Source organism: Occallatibacter riparius, assembly GCF_025264625.1.
Lineage (GTDB): Bacteria > Acidobacteriota > Terriglobia > Terriglobales > Acidobacteriaceae > Telmatobacter > Telmatobacter riparius.
The window spans coordinates 1,437,600-1,453,561 of the sequence record NZ_CP093313.1 but is presented as its reverse complement, the minus strand read 5'-3'; the positions used below and the strand labels follow the sequence as shown (position 1 = coordinate 1,453,561).

Genomic DNA, 15,962 nt, shown 5'->3' with positions numbered 1-15,962 from the left:
CAGGACGCCGCCTCAGCCACCGGGCGGCGAAGCCGCAGCCAGCCCCACCGAAGGTGGTCATTCGCATCGAATCGCCGCCATCGGCTCAATGCGCGCCGCGCGCAATGCGGGCAGCAGAGACGCTGCGCACGCCGCAAGTCCCAGTGCGCAGATCGAAGCCGCGATCACCCAGGGATCATGCGCCGACGTGCTGAACAGGAAGCTGGCCAGCGCTCGTGTTACAAGCAACGCCGCAGCAAGGCCAACCACCGTCCCGCCCATCACCACCCACAGGTTCTGACCAAACACCATGGCCACCACCTGCGAGCGCTTCGCGCCCAGCGCCATGCGTATGCCGATCTCCGTTGTGCGCCGAGCAGTGGCATACGCCAGCGTGCCGTAGAGCCCGATGGCCGTGACCACCAGCGCGCAAACAGCGAAGAACACGGCGAGCAGCGTCATCATGCGCTCCGGACCCATCGCGTCATCGATAATCTTCTCCATCGACGTGACTTCAGGTACAGGAACCTGTGGCGCCATCTGTGCGGTGATCGCGCGCGCCGTGCCCATCAGCGAACCCGTGCTGCCATTCGTCCGCACCACCGCCACAAATGAGGCCGACTGCACAAAATCATTCTGCGGCATCGGAACGTACCCCGTGGGCGGCGCAACCGAGTGGATGTCGGCGTACTTCGCGTCTCCCACAATCCCCACCACCTCGTAGACTTCAAGCTTCTTGCGCTCCTCATGGCGAATGGTTCGCCCCAGTGCCGGCCCATCCGGGAAGAGCTGGCCCGCAGCTGTCTGGTTCAGGATCAGCTTCTTTCCTACTGACGGCGTGTCGTCCCATGTGAAATCCCGCCCGGCCAGCAGCGGAATTCGCATGGTGCTGAAATAGGCCGGAGCCACAGAGTTCATGAACGTGTCGTGTACCGCGCCCCGGGTATCGTTGTAGTCCTCGTCCCACTGATAGCCGATCAGAGGCGTCATGAGCTCGTAGCTCACGCTCGTTACTCCCGGCGCATGGCTCAGCCGCTGCCCCATCTCGCGATAGAAACTCATCAGTGCATCGCCCTTCAGCCCGGAGTTTTCCATGCTGAACTCGATATTCTCGAGCCCTCTTGGATCGAATCCCATCCCATCGTGATAGAGGCGCACGAGGCTCGTCGCGATCAAGCCCGCGCCAACCACCAGCAGAAGCGCCACACCCACTTCCGCCCCCATCAACACTCGTGGCAAAATTCCGCTTCTATCGATCGTGCGCGTTGCATTCTGACCGTCCTTCATCCGTTCCATCAAGTTGCGCGAGGTCGCCTTAATCGCCGGCACCAGCGCGAAGAGCAGTGTCGCCAGCACCGCGGTCGCGGAGGCAAACGCAAACACCCGCCAATCAAGCGAGGTGTCGAGGTGCGCCTGCTGATGTCCGCTCAGCAGAACCGCCACGAGCAGGTGGCTGACCGCTGGAGCCAGCGCCAGTCCCGCGATCGTGCCCGTCACTCCCAGCAGCAGCCCCTCAATCATCAGTTGCTGAATCAGCCTGCGCCGCGTCGCGCCCAGCGCCATCCGCGTCGCCAGTTCCTTCTGTCGAGCCGTGCCCCGCGCCATCAGCAGACTCGCGAGGTTCATGCACGCCAGCAACAGAATCCCTCCGCACATCGCAAACACCGCCATCAGCGGCTTGCGAAAATTCAGGCGGATATACGTGAACCCCGTCGATCCCGGCTCCGCGAAAAACCGGATATGCCGCTCCTGCTCCGTTCGCTTGATCCAATCCGCGTCCTGAACTGCCTCGCGTAGAACGGCGCCTTCCGCGGCGCCCACCTCCTTGCTCGCCTGCTCCAGCGTCGCTCCGGGCGCAAGCCGCCCCATTACGTTGAGCCACCACGCGCGATGCCCGAACTTCACCAGGCTGCGCTCGCCCGCCAGCACCTCCTCATCGGCCAGGGGAACGAAGAACTGCGGTCTCTGCAGAGGATCCGCGCCAAAGAAACTGCGCGGCATCACACCCACAATCGTGAACGCCACATTGTCGATCACAATCCGCTGCCCCAGAATCGCCGGATCGCGGTGGTAGCGGTTCTCCCATAGCGTCTCGCTAATCACTGCTGCAAAGCCCGCCGAATCGCCACCTTTGCGGTCGTCCTGCGCATTCAGCGTGCGGCCCAGCATCGGCACGGTCCGCAGAGCATCAAAGAAGCCTCCGCTCACATACTGCCCCTGAATGTTTTCCGTCGACGCCCCGCTCTTCACCTGAAACGTGGTGTGATTGAATGCGAACGTGGTGCTGAACGCGCCATGCCTCCGTTCAAATGCGCGAAACAACGGCTCCGGGAAGCTGTAATTGGGATTCGGGGCTCCAAACTGCATCCCCACCACGGCAAGCCGATCGCTCTCCGGCACAGGCAGCGGCCGCAGCAGCAGCCCGTTGATCATCGAGAACACCGTCGTATTCGCACCCACACCCAGCGCCAGCGTCAGGATCGCTGTCAGCGCGAATCCAGGCGACTTCCAAAGCTGGAAGATGCCGTACCGAATATCGCGCCGGATCTGCTCGATAAGCGGCAAGCCGCGCTGCTCACGATACGTCTCGCGCACCTGCGTCACGCCGCCGAACTCGCGCAGTGCAAGGCGCCTCGCTTCGGCTTCAGGGACGCCGCGGCGCATCTGTTCTTCGATCGCTAGATCGATGTGTACGCGAAGTTCCTCATCGAGTGAAGCGTCGAGGCGGCGCCGCTGAAACATGGCGACCATGCGGCTGAGTAGCGAGCGAACCAGGTCCATAGGTTACTCCTGTTGCGGTGCCTATTCCGAAGCGAGAAACAGTGCCATGGTGGCGGCCACGCGCTCCCAGTTGCGCGTTTCCTCGGCGATCCGGCTCTTGCCCGTGCGAGTCAGTGTGTAGAAGCGGGCCCGCCGGTTGGTCTCGGACTTTCCCCACTCGGCCTTGATCCACCCGCGCTGTTCCAGGCGCAGCAGTGCCGGATAGATCGTGCCCTGGTTCAGCATGATGGTCTCACCGCTCACCTGCTCGATGCGCCGCGCGATGCCGTAGCCATGCAGCGGTCCCATCGCTTCAAGCGTCTTGAGCACCATCAAATCCAGCGTGCCCTGCAAGATGTCAGGTTTGTTTTCGCCCATAAAGTTCGTTCCTGTTGAATTACTACAGGTCTATAGTACGAATGTCAACAGGAAGCTGTTCGCAATGTGTCCAGATCCGAAAAAAGGAAAGGGCCGGACGCCTCCTCGCGTCCGGCCCTTGCGGGCAGTTGCCGAGCGTCACTGCCCTTTCATGCCGATATTCGTGTGCTTCTCAACCTGCGCCAGCATCTGCTCAACCTTGTCCTTGGCCTCGTAGTTCGGATTAGTAGCCAGCAGCTTCTTCCAGTCCGCGCTCGCGCCGGCAGCATCGCCTTTGCCTTGCCACTTCACCAGTCCGCGATTGAACAGCGTATTCGGATTCGTCGGCGCATAGGTGAGGGCAGTATCGAACTCCTTAATCGCCGAGTCGGCATTCCCCAAATACCAGTAAGCCGTCCCCAGGTCGGTGCGCACCGACGCATCCGCCGGCTTCGCCTTCAGCGAACGGGTATAGTAATCAATGGCCGTTGGATACAACTGCGCGTCGTAATAGATGTTCCCGATGTTCGTCAGCAGGTCCGCATTCTCGGGCTGCGCCTTGAGCTGCTCTAGTATCGGAGCAGCCTGCGCATCAGCTTGCTGCTTCTGCTGTGCGGCATTCGCGGACGGCGCGGCCGAGCCCGCCTGCACCGGAGCCGAAGCGGCTACCGTCGGAGCAACCGGGCTCTCCCAACCGCGGATCAACCATCCCGCAGCGAGTCCCACCGCCAGGCACAGCGCACCCAGCAACATTGCACGCCGCAGTGCCCAGTCTTCCGAAACTTGATTCGTTCCACTCATCGCTTTCGTGCTCCTTCAACCTTTATTACTGGCCCTGATGCCCATGCGCCTTCACTTCGGCGATCATCTTATCCACCATCGCTTTGCGTTCAGGGGCCAGTTGGGGATTGGTTTTCAGCAGTTTCTGCCACGTTGCCAGTGCGCTCTTGCCGTCGAGCTTGCCCTGCCACTGGATCAGGCCGAGATTAAACAGCGAGTTCGCATCCTTCGGATCGTAGCTCAGGGCCTGATTCAACTGGTCGATCGCGCTATCGATATCGCCCATGCGGAAGAGGCTCGCTGCCAGCTTCGTGCGGATCGCCACATCGCTGGGCTTGGCTGCAACCGCCCTGTCGTAGTACGAGGCCGCCTGCTTGTACTGGTGCGCGCTGTGATAAATTCCGCCTACCTGCACCAGCAGGTCTGTATTCTTCTCATCCTTGTCGAGCTTAGCCAGCAGCGGCGCAGCCTGCTTATCAGCCATCACCTTCATCTCTTCCAGGCTCGGCCTGCGTCCGCTCATGGGCGGGTGCGGCATCACCACGCGCGCCTGCACCGGTGCTGCAGGCATCCGCCATGCGCGCACCAGGTATCCGATGGCCAGGCCCGCGATGAGGCACAGCGCTGCCATCAGGTAGACGTGCCTCGCTTGCAACATCCGATTCACTGGCGGCGCCATCGTTTCATTGCTTTCCATGCCTTGCTGTCTCCTGGCATCTTCACGGCCGATCCCGTATCGGTACCTGCCGGAGCAACTCAGCCTATCGGTGATCCCGCGCCGCCCGGCGCCTCGGTCCCGGCCCATCGATAGTCCGAGGTGATGTCCATAGCTAGAAGATCATGCAGTTTTGAATTGGGGTGTGATCCCAATCACTTGTGACCAAGGGCACGTGACCTTGGAATGCATCAGAAGCACTCCAGCGATTAAAGCCTCCTAATCATGTGTGACGTAGCTCACGACGCAATTTTCGAACTTGGAGTTTACTGCGATTGGGGCTATTCACCAATGTCACTGTGCCAGGACGCTCATCATCGGTTGGTGGATCTCGGAATCGGTCTTGTAAGCAGCGGGCCGGCAATTGTCGGAACGCTTTGCCAGCAACCGGACACGAACAGTAGCCAGACTCTGCCCCTGCCTTTCGGCAATGGCATGTTTCGTGAATCGGTACCGCTCAAAGACCACTTTTCGATCGACACCAGAAAGCCCGATGCACAGTTCAGCCGAGCAGCAGAAAGTGCGCACCAGGAGGCTTCATTTATGAAGCGGATGTTCTCAATCGCTCTTATTTTCATCGGCGCTGCCAGCTTTGCAGCCGCCCAACAAATCACGCAGACGTCGGACGTACTCGGCGCTCACCTGAACTACGGCCGCGGTTGCGCCGCATGTCACGCACCACATAGCGGCGCGGCCGGAAACGGCGTTGCCACCAAGGACGCCGGCACCGGCGGAATCGCTCTCTGGGGTGAGGATGTAAGCGGCCTCTACGGCCAGGTCCTCACCACCGGCACCAGCGAGCACGGAAGCTCCGTTGTGACTCTCCCCGGCAGCCTGACGGCGAATACCCCCGACGTGGCCGGCATCCTCATGTGCCTCAGCTGCCATGACGGCAACCTCGCTCAGGGCGCTCACATGTCGGGTACGGTGTATGAGACTCTCCCGTCCACCTACGGCCCCGCCGCCAAGAGCATCCCCACCCTGCTCGGCAGTGACGGAACCACAGCCGGCAACTACTCCAACGATCACCCGGTAGGCGATGACGCCGTTATCGGCTGCGGCGGTCAGTACAACTGGGACTGCACGGTCAACGCAACCGGGGGCATCGTGCCCGGACCGAAGATGACCTCGTTCATCACCAACTACGGCTTCTTCGTCCGGCCCTACGTCGTGAACAACAAGCCTGTTGTGATGTGCACCACCTGCCACAATCAGCACGTCATGAACACAGTCACCGTCAAGACCGGCGCGATCTCCACCACCAGTGGCACCTTCGGCGGTGGCAACACCCTCGGCTTGGCCAACGGAACCTATGCGACCATGTTCTTCCTGCGCGGACCGTACAACCCGGCCGACACCAACCAGGCGAGCAACCAGACGGCGCAGTTCTGCCGCCAGTGCCATGGTGGAGAGGCCAACGAAATGAACGGCAGCTCCGCTGGAACAATCTTCTAACTTGCACCTGCACTACAGGGGAGGGCAGCAGTTTTCCCTCCCCTTGCTTTTCCCTCGGCTTGGAGGTCCTATGAACCGCACATTCTCCGTCGCGGCCGTGATTTTGCTGGCGTTCGGCAACGCCAATTCCCAGGTCGCTTCCCACGCGCCCACAAATTCGAAGCAGGCACCCCACGGCCAGATGGGCGCAGCGGGTAGCTCATCCGTCGTGCCGTTGCAGGCTTCGGGAAAGCCCGTTGTCCGCGTCAACGGTGTCGAGCTCACCGACGTCGACCTGGTCCGCGAAGAATATGCAATCTTCCCTTACGCCAAGCAGCACAATGGCATCCCTAAAGACCTTGCTCCGCAAATCCGCGAAGGCGCCCTCCAGATGATCGTCTTTGAGGAACTCGTCTACCAGGAAGCTCTGCGCCGCCATATGGCTGTGGCGCCTGCGCGCATGCAGCGCGCCCGTGCCGACTTCCGCAAGCAGTTCTCCACCCCCGACGAATACGGATCATTCCTGAAGACCGATTTTCAGGACTCGCAGAAGCTGCTCGACGACAAGATCCGCCGCTCGCTGCTCATTGAGGCGCTCCTTAAGTCCGAAGTGGACAACAAGAGCGCGGTCACCCCGGCTGAAATTCAGGCCTATTACAACAAGAACGCCGACCAATTCAAGAAGCCGGAACTCTACACGTTTCAGACCATCTCCATGCTTCCGCCGCCAAACGCGACCCCGGAGCAGGTGAAGGAAAACCGCGCGCGCGCAGAGAAGGCGTTGAAGCAGGCAAAGGCCGCCAAAACTGCCATGGATTTCGGCCTGTTGGCTGAGAAGCTCTCCGATGACGACTACCGCGTCGTGCTGGGCCAGCACAAACCAATACCGCCCAGCCAACTCGCACCTCAGGTTTTGAAGGCGCTCCAGGCCATGAAGCCGGGCGATGTCAGCGACATCATCCAGCTCGAACAGGCGTACACCATCGTGAAGTTGAATGAACATACGCCCGCCGGCAAAACGCCGCTCACTGCTGTGAGGGCAAATCTCGCTAAAGATTTGCACGAGCGGAAAAAAGAGCAGTTGCGTAAGGACCTGGATACGCAGTTACGGAAGGCAGCCAAAGTAGAGCGGATTTAGTAGGTGGACCGGAAGGCACGTCCCCTTTATGAGCCATTCGGAGAGATTGAGTAACGATGAAATCGAAAATCCAAGCCGCGTGGGGGTTGGCGGCATGCCTGGTCGTCCAGGCATGGGCCGCCCACGCACAGGTGCAGCTTGGAGAGCTCAAAGCGAGCATGAGCGGAACAGTGGCGCCCGGCTACTCGGCTACTTACGGCAATCAAACCAACTCGAGCCACAGTTGGGCCATCGGCGGTACAGCCGACCTGTCAGGCTCCTATCACAGCCCGAACTTCTTGTCCTACGATCTTGGCCTTTACCTCAACCAGTCTCGTGCCAACTCCAACTTTCAGTCCATCTCGAACGCCAGCGGCTTCAGCGGTACTGCGAACATCTTTGCAGGCAGCGAGTTTCCCGGAGCGATCAACTACACCAAGAGCTATAACAGCGATGGCAATTATGCGATCCCCGGCATAGCGGACTATGTGACGCATGGCGATAGCGACAGCTTCAACATCAATTGGACCGAGAACATTCCGCGCAAGCCGAGTGTATCTGCGGGGTACAGCCTGGGGAGTAGCCGCTACACGGTGTACGGAACCGATGACTCCGGCAAAAGTAACTTCCAGGCGGTAAACCTTCACTCGTCATACCTTTTGGCCGGCTTCAACATGGGTGCGTTCTTCTCCGATGGCACCAGCCACTCAAAGGTTCCGCAGTTCATCTCCGGGCTGCCGCAATCCGAAACCAATTCCAATACTGGAGCGTATGGATTCAACGTCACTCACGCTCTGCCGATGCATGGATCCACGTCCGGAACTGTCAGCCGTTCCTACTGGGACACCAACTTCCTCGGCGATAAGTCCACCGGAAGTGTCGATATCCTCGATGCCGTAGCTCAAGTGCACCCAGCGACAAAAGTCTCGGTCTCAGGCAGCGCGACCTATTCCGATAACCTCAGTGGGCAGCTATTCGAATCGGTAGTCCAGAGCGGTTCGTCCGCGTCGCTGTTGAACAATTCGAGCTCCAGCGCGCTCGACCTACTGGGCGTCGTCGGCTATGCGCCCCAGGAGAATCTGCAGACAAACGTTTCGGTCGAGCGGCGCTCTCAGGCTTTTCTGGGAAAGAACTACGGTATGACGTCCTACGCTGCAAGCGCCAGCTATGCCCATTCCCTCTTAGAGGGAAACTTCAGCGCCTCGCTCAGTTTCCTGGCCAATAGTGCCGATCAGACGGGGCAGGACACTCTCGGCTTCTCAACCTACGGAACCTATACAACCAAGATCGCGCGATGGCACCTGAACGGCTCATTTGCCTACGCCCAGAACGTCCAGACCATCCTTGTCACCTACATGAACTCGCATTACAACTATTCGGGCACCGCCCGGCGGAGTTGGGGCAAGCTCAATTTCGGTGTAGGAGGTTCCGCAGGGCGCACTGCATTGACTTCCCAGGAAGGCACTGCCAGCAGCAGTGCCGGGTTCAATGCCACTGTTGGCTACAGCTCTTGGGCCACACTTACTGGCAGCTATTCGCGGGCAAGCGGACAGGCCATTGCCACTGGCGGCGGGCTGGTCCCGATTCCCATACCCCCGCCGGTCGTTCCCTCCTCGCTGGTGAGCCTCTACGGCGGCAATAGCTACGCTTTCAGCTTTTCGAGCAATCCGGTGAAGAACCTCATCATCTCGGCCTCTTATGCGAAGTCCACCAGCAATACATCGAGCAATGACATTACTTCGGAGAACGAGAATGAGCAATTCAATACACTACTGCGGTACCATTATCGTAAATTGAACTTTACTAGCGGCTATGCGCGCCTTGTGCAAGGTTTCAGCGGGTCGGGTTTGCCGCCACAAATGGTTGCATCGTACTACTTCGGGGCATCGCGGTGGTTCAAGTTCTTCTGAGCAGGCAAAAATGCCGCCTTGCCGGCGCTCTGGTTCTCGTCTTGTGCGCCGGATTGCTCCCGCTTCAGGCCGCTCCAAAATCCCGCTCCAAGACCTCCGAACGCGAGCTCTGGGAGATGTCCCTCCTCGGCGGCCGCAAGCTCACATGGGAGCGCAGCTTCAGTTCTGAGTCCGAGGTCAAGCCCGATCGCAGCTTCTGGAATAAGGTCGTCGACGTCATCGCCGGCGCGCCTGATTTCCGTCCGCTCGTGCAGCCGTATGGCATCGCAGTCGACTCGCGCGGACGCGTCATCATCACCGACCCTGCCGTGGCCGGTGTTCACATCTTCGATTTCAAACAGCACAAGTACAAGCTGATTCAACGCATCGGCAAAACCCGCGACTCCATGCTCAAGCCGCAGTGCGTCGCCGTCGATGCCCGCGACAATATCTACGTCAGCGATTCCGATTCCGGCGCCGTATTTGTCTTCGACTCAGGCGGCAAATATGTTCGTACCATCGGACGCTTGCGCGGCGGGGAAGGCTATTTCCGGCGCCCCACGGGCATCGCCGTCGACTCAGAGGCGCAGCGCATCTACGTCTCAGATACTCTGCGCAACAAGATAGTCGTCCTCGACATGGAGGGCAAGGTCCTCAGCACCATCGGCCAGCCCGGCACAGGCGATGGCGAGTTCAACTTTCCTACCGAACTCCGCCTCGACGGCTCCAACCTGCTCGTCGTCGACGCCATGAACTTCCGCGTGCAGGCGTTCGACCGCACCGGAGCCTTCCAGTTCGCCATCGGCAAGTCCGGCGACGGACAGGGTGATATCTTCCGGCCCAAGGGGCTTGCTGTCGATTCTGAAGGCGACCTCTATATAGTTGATGGCGCCCTCGGCGCCGTCCAGGTCTTCAACCGCCAGGGGCAGCTTCTCTACTATTTCGGCACCCACGGTACCCATGTGGGCGAGTTCCAGTTGCCCGCTGGCATGTTCATTGATCACGACGATCACGTCTACGTTGTAGACTCGTTCAACCGCCGCGTGCAGGTCTTCCAATACTCGGGCCTGAAAACACAGGCCAGGGAAGGATTGAAGTGAAGATCACACTCTGGCTCGCAGGTCTTGCCTGCATCGCGATCTCCGCGGTAGCCGCCCCCGCCCAGGGGCCGTCCAGCGATGTCATGGGCATGCACAATCTCGGGCCTCGCAGCAATTCGCCCGTGAAGGGTGCCAGGCCCGATGCCTGCTCTTATTGCCATGCCCCCCATTCCGGATTGAACGTCGGTCTCTGGAACCAGCAGCTCACCACCAAGAATTACTCGATGTACACCAGCAACACCGAGAAGAACACCAGCCGCCAACCCATTCTCGGAAATTCAACCAATCAGTGCCTCAGTTGCCATGACGGAACCGTCGCGGTCGGCACCTCCGTCGCCTACGGTAGCATCACCACCACGGGCTCCATGTACAGCGCCGACGTATTCAACGGCACCATGCAGTCCTCGCACCCATTCAGCCTCACAACTCCGCTGAAGGACAATGTTCATCTGGCAGCTTCGCTCGCATCCAACGGCACCACTGCCGACACGACCGGCGCAGTCAAGCTGTCTCACGGCAGTGTCGAGTGCATCTCCTGCCACGATCCCCACGTCCAGTCCCGCGATACTCTCTCGCAGAACTTCCTGGTCAAGGACAGTTCCGGCGGCCAGCTCTGCCTAGCCTGCCACGATCCCACCCGCCAGATGAGCGGCCAGGTCAACCCGCTCGCTGACTGGGCTACCAGCGCACACGCCATCTCCACGGCAAAGGTAGCGGCCTCGGCCAATCTCGGCACCTATCCCACGGTCGGTACGAGTGCTTGCATCTCCTGTCACGCGCCGCACAATGCCGGTGGCCCCTCCCGCATTCTCCGCGGCCAGAATGAGCAGGACTGCATCGCCTGCCACAACGGCGGCACCAATATTACGTCCATGCCTACCTACGCCAACGCTTTTGCTGAGTACGGCAGCGGCAAAGTCGGCCACCCGTTTCCGCAATCAACCAGTCAGCACGACGACACTGAACCCGCGCTTCTGCAGAACAATCGCCACTCCACCTGCGTCGATTGCCACAACAGCCACGGCTCCCAGCTCGTCGGCGTCTTCCCCCAGCCGCCTCTCATGCGCGCCTCGCAGAAGAACATCGCCGGCATCAGCGCCGCGGACGGCACCTCTCCCGTCACCCCCGCCATCAATCAGTACGAAAACTGCCTGCGCTGCCATGGCACAAGCTCCGGAAAACAAGCTCTGGCCATCTATGGGTATTTCCCGGTGTGGGCAGTTTCTGCGGGTGACTCTCTCAACGTCATCCCGCAATTTGCCCTCACCTCCACATCAAGCCACCCCGTGATGCATGCGCGCAACAGCTCCCTGCTCCAGCCCAGCCTCATGACCTCCATGCTTCAGCTGGATGGCATCAGCCACGGCCGCACCATGGGCACGCAGATCCTCTGCACCGACTGCCACAACAGCGACGACAACCGCGAGTTCGGCGGCACCGGCGCCAACGGACCTCACGGCTCGCGCTGGCAGCACATCCTCGAGCGCCGTTACGAGTTCAACAAAGCCGTAGTCCCCGGCCAGACCGTCACCAATCTGTTCCCCACCCCCGACACCAGCTCCGCCGGGCCCTATGCCCTCTGCGGCAAGTGCCACGATCTGCCCAATCAGATCCTCAAGAACACCAGCTTTAGCAAGCACGCAATCCACATCAATGATGGCTTCAGTTGCTCCACATGCCACACGGCCCACGGCATGGGTGCCACTAGCGCCACCATCACAGGCGAGCGAATGGTCAACTTCGATATGAATATCGTTGCTCAATACAATAAGCAACCGATCTCGTACAGTCGGGCCACGAACACCTGCGTCCTGGTCTGCCACGGTGTCAGCCACAAGCCCAACGGCAAAACCAGCTAGCCCGGAGAATGGGCCGCGTCGGTCCGTCACAGATCCCCAACCAGCACCACAGAGCTGTTGCGTCCACCTCGTCTAGAGCCGCGGGGTTTGAGGACTGTTGCAGCGATTGGCAAGAAGCCGGGGTTCCGGAGCATAATGGAACGTCATAGAGAGCGCCCAGTTCGTTGATTGAAGGCGTAAAATGGAGCAACGAGTAAACGCGCCAAAGGGAGCTGAGAAGGCAGCCGGAAAAAGTGACTTACTACCCTGCGGTCTCTTGATCTTTGCGTCCTCGGGGAAAAAGGACGAATGTTTGATATTCATTATCACCTGATCTTCGGCGTGGATGACGGGCCAAAAACCATCGAAGGTTCTCTGGGACTCGCCGAGGCATCCATCGCAGAAGGTGTCACCCATATTGTGGCAACGCCGCATTCGTCATATAGGTATCCCTATCAGGCGGAATTGAATCGGGAGCGGCTGGACGCCTTGAATCAGTGCCTAAATGGCCGCCTCACGCTCGGGCTCGGATGCGACTTTCACCTCTCCTTCGATAATCTCGCAGAACTTGAAACCAACCCCAAGAAATTCACGATCAACGGCACGAACTATCTGCTCGTTGAATTTCCAGATCTCTTTAACCCCGCGACGTACGCGGAGGTATTCTTCAGAATGTTGAGCATGGGGATCACCCCCATCGTCACCCACCCCGAGCGGAATCAAACGCTGCTTCAGTCACCCAATCCGATCATCGATTGGGTGCACAGCGGCTGCTTGATGCAGGTCACCGCCTCTTCCCTGACAGGACGATTCGGCAGCCGCTCCGAGATGCTGTCCCGCCTGCTTCTGAAGGGGAATTACGTCCATGTCATAGCAAGCGACGCCCACGACCTCGATTCGCGCCGTCCTTCAATGAGCAGGGCGTTTGGCGTGTTGAAGAGGGACTTCGGAGTGGAGACAGCCCAGCGGTTATGTGTGGACAATCCCAAATCTATATTCCTGGGTGAGTCCTTGCCGAAACAGCCTGAGGCATTCGGTCCACTGTATGAACGCACCCCGACCAAGAAAAAAAGCTTCTTGGCTCGTCTACTCGGTTCCTGAGCAGCTGCTTTATCAACTGACGTCCTTGAGTCGCGGCGACCATCATCAGAGGTCCAGTAGGGCAGTGTCGACCCCGCACTTAGGATCTGCCGTGCGCCATCACTGAGGCGGGATCGGCTTCTCGTTCGCAGGCCCAACCGCTGGAATAGTTTTCTCCGCAGTGGGCTTCGCCTCCGGGATCGGTTTCTCCTTGAGCCGCTTCTCTTTGGGAGCTGGCAGCGCCTGTACAACCTGATGCGCTTCGCTCGCCGGTTTGGTTGAAAGATAGATGCCCTTCACCCTGGCTTCCTTGTCAAACTCAACGTTCCAGCTTTGAACAAGGTGTTCCGGGCCCACAACGCTAAAACGCATTTCCCGCAGCTTTCCGTCTTCTGAGACCGAAAGCAAGGGCGTCATCTCTTCCGGCGCGGTCACGCTCTTTGCTCTGGGTTCCGCCCCTGCCAATCCCGCGTAGCAATAGGCGAGCGTGGTCCAGTCAAGGTTGTCCTTCAGCGGCATCGCGTGCGGTTGGGCCGAAACCACCTCGTCCATTAGCTGGCGCTGCGACGGAGACGACCCAAACATGTGGAACGCCTGCGCCCCGTGATACAGCACCGGAACGATCCGCACCCTGAGATTTTCTGCGCCCCTCGAGCGGGGCACCGCTGCAGTGAACTGCGAAAGAGAGCCGTCCTGGTTGATCTTCAGGTAGTGCATCAGTACGTGCCGGGGGGCATCGGGGCACACCACCTGGTTGCGTATCCATGACCCCGTTCCAAGGTCGTACCCGTTCACCTCGGCGGCCTCTGCAATATCCCTCCGGTGCGCCGCGATTACCTCCGCATCCTCTCTGGACATCTGCGCGGCTGAGAGCACGTGCACTTTCGCAGCAGTCCCGGGTCCATCCGTTGTAGGGGGCGGTCCCGCCTGCAATGCAAAACACGCCGTTAAGCGGCTAACTGCCATCGCGGCGATCAAGACTTGCTTATACATATACCCTCTCTTTCGCCGAAAGGCCGCTGTGCTAATCCTTGCGCGGTGGGAACCACGTGAACCGTGCCGCCACCGTCGTATCGCTCTGCTTGCCGCTCTGGTAGAGAGGAATGGTCCAGCTCTCGTACTGTACTGACCCTTCCACCTGGAACTGCTTCGCAAACCACTTGCGCGCGCTGACCGCATAATCGTTTTGCGTAGATCCACCGGTAAAGAACTGCTGCGAAGCCTTGACATGTCGGTAGGCCACGCCAACCTGATCCTTCGGCGAGAAATGCCAGGTCGCCCATGCCTGTCCACCCTTGGCATTCCGCCCAACCCAGTCGCCCAGCAGGTAACCCTCGTTAGTGGGCCCCTGACGCTGAATCGTTTCCCAATAGAAGAACTGACCATTCTTGTTGCGGTTAGAGGCTGCGCTCGCGTCCGTAGTAGCAGCTTCCGCACGCAGGTCCAGATGCTGCAGGCCCGGCATCCGCGAGAGATAAATGCCCGGATGGTAGGCTGCGCGTCGTGGTGCATCCACCGGGCTCACATCGTCGTGAACGAACGAGTCGCTGTAGAGAGTGATCCAGTGACGCATGAACGGAAGACGCCAATTGAAGTCGAAGGCCGCGAAGCGCGCTCCCGGATCGTTCCTGGAGTTCTTCTCCGCATAGGAGACGTTGGCCACGCTAAAAAAGCTCTTGAGAAAGGAGTGCAGTGTAATCGGAACGTGACCTTCGCCGCCCCAGATCACGAGTCGAGAAAAGCCGAATTCCAGATCTCTGTAAGGCTTGAAGCTGATCTTCTCTACGTGCTCCCACGGAGCGTTTGGCTCGGTATGTCCCTTCAGGCTTCCCACATAAAACTCATAACGAAACGGGCCGGTGATCTTCGACAGCCCGGGAATCCGCAAAGGCTCTATCCGATCGATCTGGAACTCATACGCATTCTGGGCGTTGTTGCTGATCAGCAGAGCTCCGCCACGCGCCGGCGAAAGCCAGTGATCCATCTTTCCAAACGCTACCTCGTGATTCAGCACCTGATACGAGACATAACCTTCCATCAGGCGTGCGTTGTTCTGCGATCTGATGTGTGTGTCCGGAAGCGTCTCTTGTTCGGGATGCGTCGCCAGATCGACTGTATCTACAGTGTCCGACAGATAGGACCGCAGATCGGGGGAGTAGCCGTCCGCCGACGGAGAGTGTTGATATTCGCCGCGGAAGTAGACCGAAAATCGTCCCGCCTCCGCTCGTGCTGAAAGACCCCCATAAAAGTTGAATCCGTGCTCGTAAGGGCGTCCATAGTCGTTCACAATCGTCTGACCCAGATGAAAGCTGTCGCGGAGGGATGTTCCCGAAATGCCGCGCCCCTCAGCGTACACGCTCTCCAGCATGCCGTCCGGATGCAGCAATGTTGTGGGGTTGTCCACATCTGGCTGTACTTCCCTGCGAATCGCCAGGAAAAGCTCGCGTGCCTCATCGTCGGAACTGTTCTGAACCGAGTCTGCGCTCTCCTCCAGCATGTGCGCGATGCTCAGTCGGGTCCACGGCCGTATCCCGAGGAACGCCGTATCTATATATCCCATTCCGTGTAGCCGGTCGAGCGCACCGTAGATCCAGTTGTCCAGGGGAATATAGGAGGACCCCTGCGCGCTGGTAACCATTGCGGGGGGAGGATTGTCAGCGCCGGAGCTTGCGCCGGACCAATGAGAAGCGATCGATTGTGCCGTTCCGGGGAAGGTCGCAGACCAAAGGAGGAAAACCGCCGCATACGTAGGATGGATTTTCACTTACATACCTCGGCTACTTAAATTTAAGGGACCAAAGTGGTGCGTTAGTCTAGCCTGAACTGCGGCCCTTCGGATGTCAAGGCAACCACAACCTCGCTTCTTGATCAGCCCAGGCGAGGGTCCCGGCTTAGTTGATCCGGACGAACCCA

12 protein-coding genes are annotated in these 15,962 nt (G+C 59.5%); 6 read left to right on the top strand and 6 right to left on the bottom strand.

The window, feature by feature from the left end:
- Positions 1-57 precede the first annotated feature (57 nt).
- The 4 genes from MOP44_RS05740 to MOP44_RS05725 all read right to left on the bottom strand — a co-directional run bounded on the left by MOP44_RS05740 (position 58) and on the right by MOP44_RS05725 (position 4,573).
- Positions 58-2,760, bottom strand: coding sequence for an ABC transporter permease (locus MOP44_RS05740; protein ID WP_260794968.1), 2,703 nt, complete (start codon positions 2,758-2,760; stop codon positions 58-60).
- Positions 2,761-2,781: 21 nt separating this feature from the next.
- On the bottom strand, positions 2,782-3,117 hold the full coding sequence (locus MOP44_RS05735) for a PadR family transcriptional regulator (protein WP_260794967.1): 336 nt from the start codon (positions 3,115-3,117) through the stop codon (positions 2,782-2,784).
- 138 nt (positions 3,118-3,255) lie between these two features.
- Positions 3,256-3,897, bottom strand: a complete 642-nt coding sequence (locus tag MOP44_RS05730; protein ID WP_260794966.1) for a tetratricopeptide repeat protein — start codon at positions 3,895-3,897, stop codon at positions 3,256-3,258.
- Between the two features lie 25 nt (positions 3,898-3,922).
- Positions 3,923-4,573 carry a tetratricopeptide repeat protein gene (locus MOP44_RS05725; protein WP_260794965.1) on the bottom strand — a complete coding sequence of 217 codons (651 nt, stop codon included), beginning with the start codon at positions 4,571-4,573 and terminating at the stop codon, positions 3,923-3,925.
- 561 nt (positions 4,574-5,134) lie between these two features.
- Between MOP44_RS05725 and MOP44_RS05720 the strand changes: the two genes are divergently transcribed.
- The 6 genes from MOP44_RS05720 to MOP44_RS05695 all read left to right on the top strand — a co-directional run bounded on the left by MOP44_RS05720 (position 5,135) and on the right by MOP44_RS05695 (position 13,070).
- Positions 5,135-6,046, top strand: coding sequence for a hypothetical protein (locus tag MOP44_RS05720; RefSeq protein ID WP_260794964.1), 912 nt, complete (start codon positions 5,135-5,137; stop codon positions 6,044-6,046).
- Between the two features lie 70 nt (positions 6,047-6,116).
- Positions 6,117-7,163 carry a peptidylprolyl isomerase gene (locus MOP44_RS05715; protein WP_260794963.1) on the top strand — a complete coding sequence of 349 codons (1,047 nt, stop codon included), beginning with the start codon at positions 6,117-6,119 and terminating at the stop codon, positions 7,161-7,163.
- Between the two features lie 56 nt (positions 7,164-7,219).
- Positions 7,220-9,052, top strand: coding sequence for a hypothetical protein (locus tag MOP44_RS05710; protein WP_260794961.1), 1,833 nt, complete (start codon positions 7,220-7,222; stop codon positions 9,050-9,052).
- A gap of 116 nt (positions 9,053-9,168) precedes the next feature.
- Complete coding sequence (locus MOP44_RS05705) at positions 9,169-10,131, top strand: 6-bladed beta-propeller (protein ID WP_260794960.1); 963 nt, start codon at positions 9,169-9,171, stop codon at positions 10,129-10,131.
- Positions 10,128-11,990 carry a cytochrome c3 family protein gene (locus MOP44_RS05700; RefSeq protein WP_260794959.1) on the top strand — a complete coding sequence of 621 codons (1,863 nt, stop codon included), beginning with the start codon at positions 10,128-10,130 and terminating at the stop codon, positions 11,988-11,990. The genes MOP44_RS05705 and MOP44_RS05700 overlap by 4 nt, the downstream gene beginning before the upstream one ends.
- A 288-nt stretch (positions 11,991-12,278) precedes the next feature.
- Positions 12,279-13,070: a tyrosine-protein phosphatase gene (locus tag MOP44_RS05695; protein WP_260794958.1), complete on the top strand. Its 792-nt coding sequence runs from the start codon at positions 12,279-12,281 to the stop codon at positions 13,068-13,070.
- A gap of 99 nt (positions 13,071-13,169) precedes the next feature.
- On the opposite strand, the gene MOP44_RS05690 is transcribed toward MOP44_RS05695, so the two are convergent.
- Positions 13,170-14,042 (bottom strand): hypothetical protein, encoded by an 873-nt coding sequence (locus MOP44_RS05690; RefSeq protein WP_260794957.1) that lies wholly within the window; start codon positions 14,040-14,042, stop codon positions 13,170-13,172.
- A gap of 31 nt (positions 14,043-14,073) precedes the next feature.
- Positions 14,074-15,813 carry a capsule assembly Wzi family protein gene (locus MOP44_RS05685; RefSeq protein WP_260794954.1) on the bottom strand — a complete coding sequence of 580 codons (1,740 nt, stop codon included), beginning with the start codon at positions 15,811-15,813 and terminating at the stop codon, positions 14,074-14,076.
- Positions 15,814-15,962 lie beyond the last annotated feature (149 nt).

What these genes read in the sequence shown, in the direction of transcription:
- MOP44_RS05740 (WP_260794968.1), bottom strand. Translation starts at nt 2,760, where the DNA reads ATGGACCTGGTTCGCTCGCTACTCAGCCGCATGGTCGCCATGTTTCAG.
- MOP44_RS05735 (WP_260794967.1), bottom strand. Translation starts at nt 3,117, where the DNA reads ATGGGCGAAAACAAACCTGACATCTTGCAGGGCACGCTGGATTTGATG.
- MOP44_RS05730 (WP_260794966.1), bottom strand. Translation starts at nt 3,897, where the DNA reads ATGAGTGGAACGAATCAAGTTTCGGAAGACTGGGCACTGCGGCGTGCA.
- MOP44_RS05725 (WP_260794965.1), bottom strand. Translation starts at nt 4,573, where the DNA reads ATGGAAAGCAATGAAACGATGGCGCCGCCAGTGAATCGGATGTTGCAA.
- MOP44_RS05720 (WP_260794964.1), top strand. Translation starts at nt 5,135, where the DNA reads ATGAAGCGGATGTTCTCAATCGCTCTTATTTTCATCGGCGCTGCCAGC.
- MOP44_RS05715 (WP_260794963.1), top strand. Translation starts at nt 6,117, where the DNA reads ATGAACCGCACATTCTCCGTCGCGGCCGTGATTTTGCTGGCGTTCGGC.
- MOP44_RS05710 (WP_260794961.1), top strand. Translation starts at nt 7,220, where the DNA reads ATGAAATCGAAAATCCAAGCCGCGTGGGGGTTGGCGGCATGCCTGGTC.
- MOP44_RS05705 (WP_260794960.1), top strand. Translation starts at nt 9,169, where the DNA reads ATGTCCCTCCTCGGCGGCCGCAAGCTCACATGGGAGCGCAGCTTCAGT.
- MOP44_RS05695 (WP_260794958.1), top strand. Translation starts at nt 12,279, where the DNA reads ATGTTTGATATTCATTATCACCTGATCTTCGGCGTGGATGACGGGCCA.
- MOP44_RS05690 (WP_260794957.1), bottom strand. Translation starts at nt 14,042, where the DNA reads ATGTATAAGCAAGTCTTGATCGCCGCGATGGCAGTTAGCCGCTTAACG.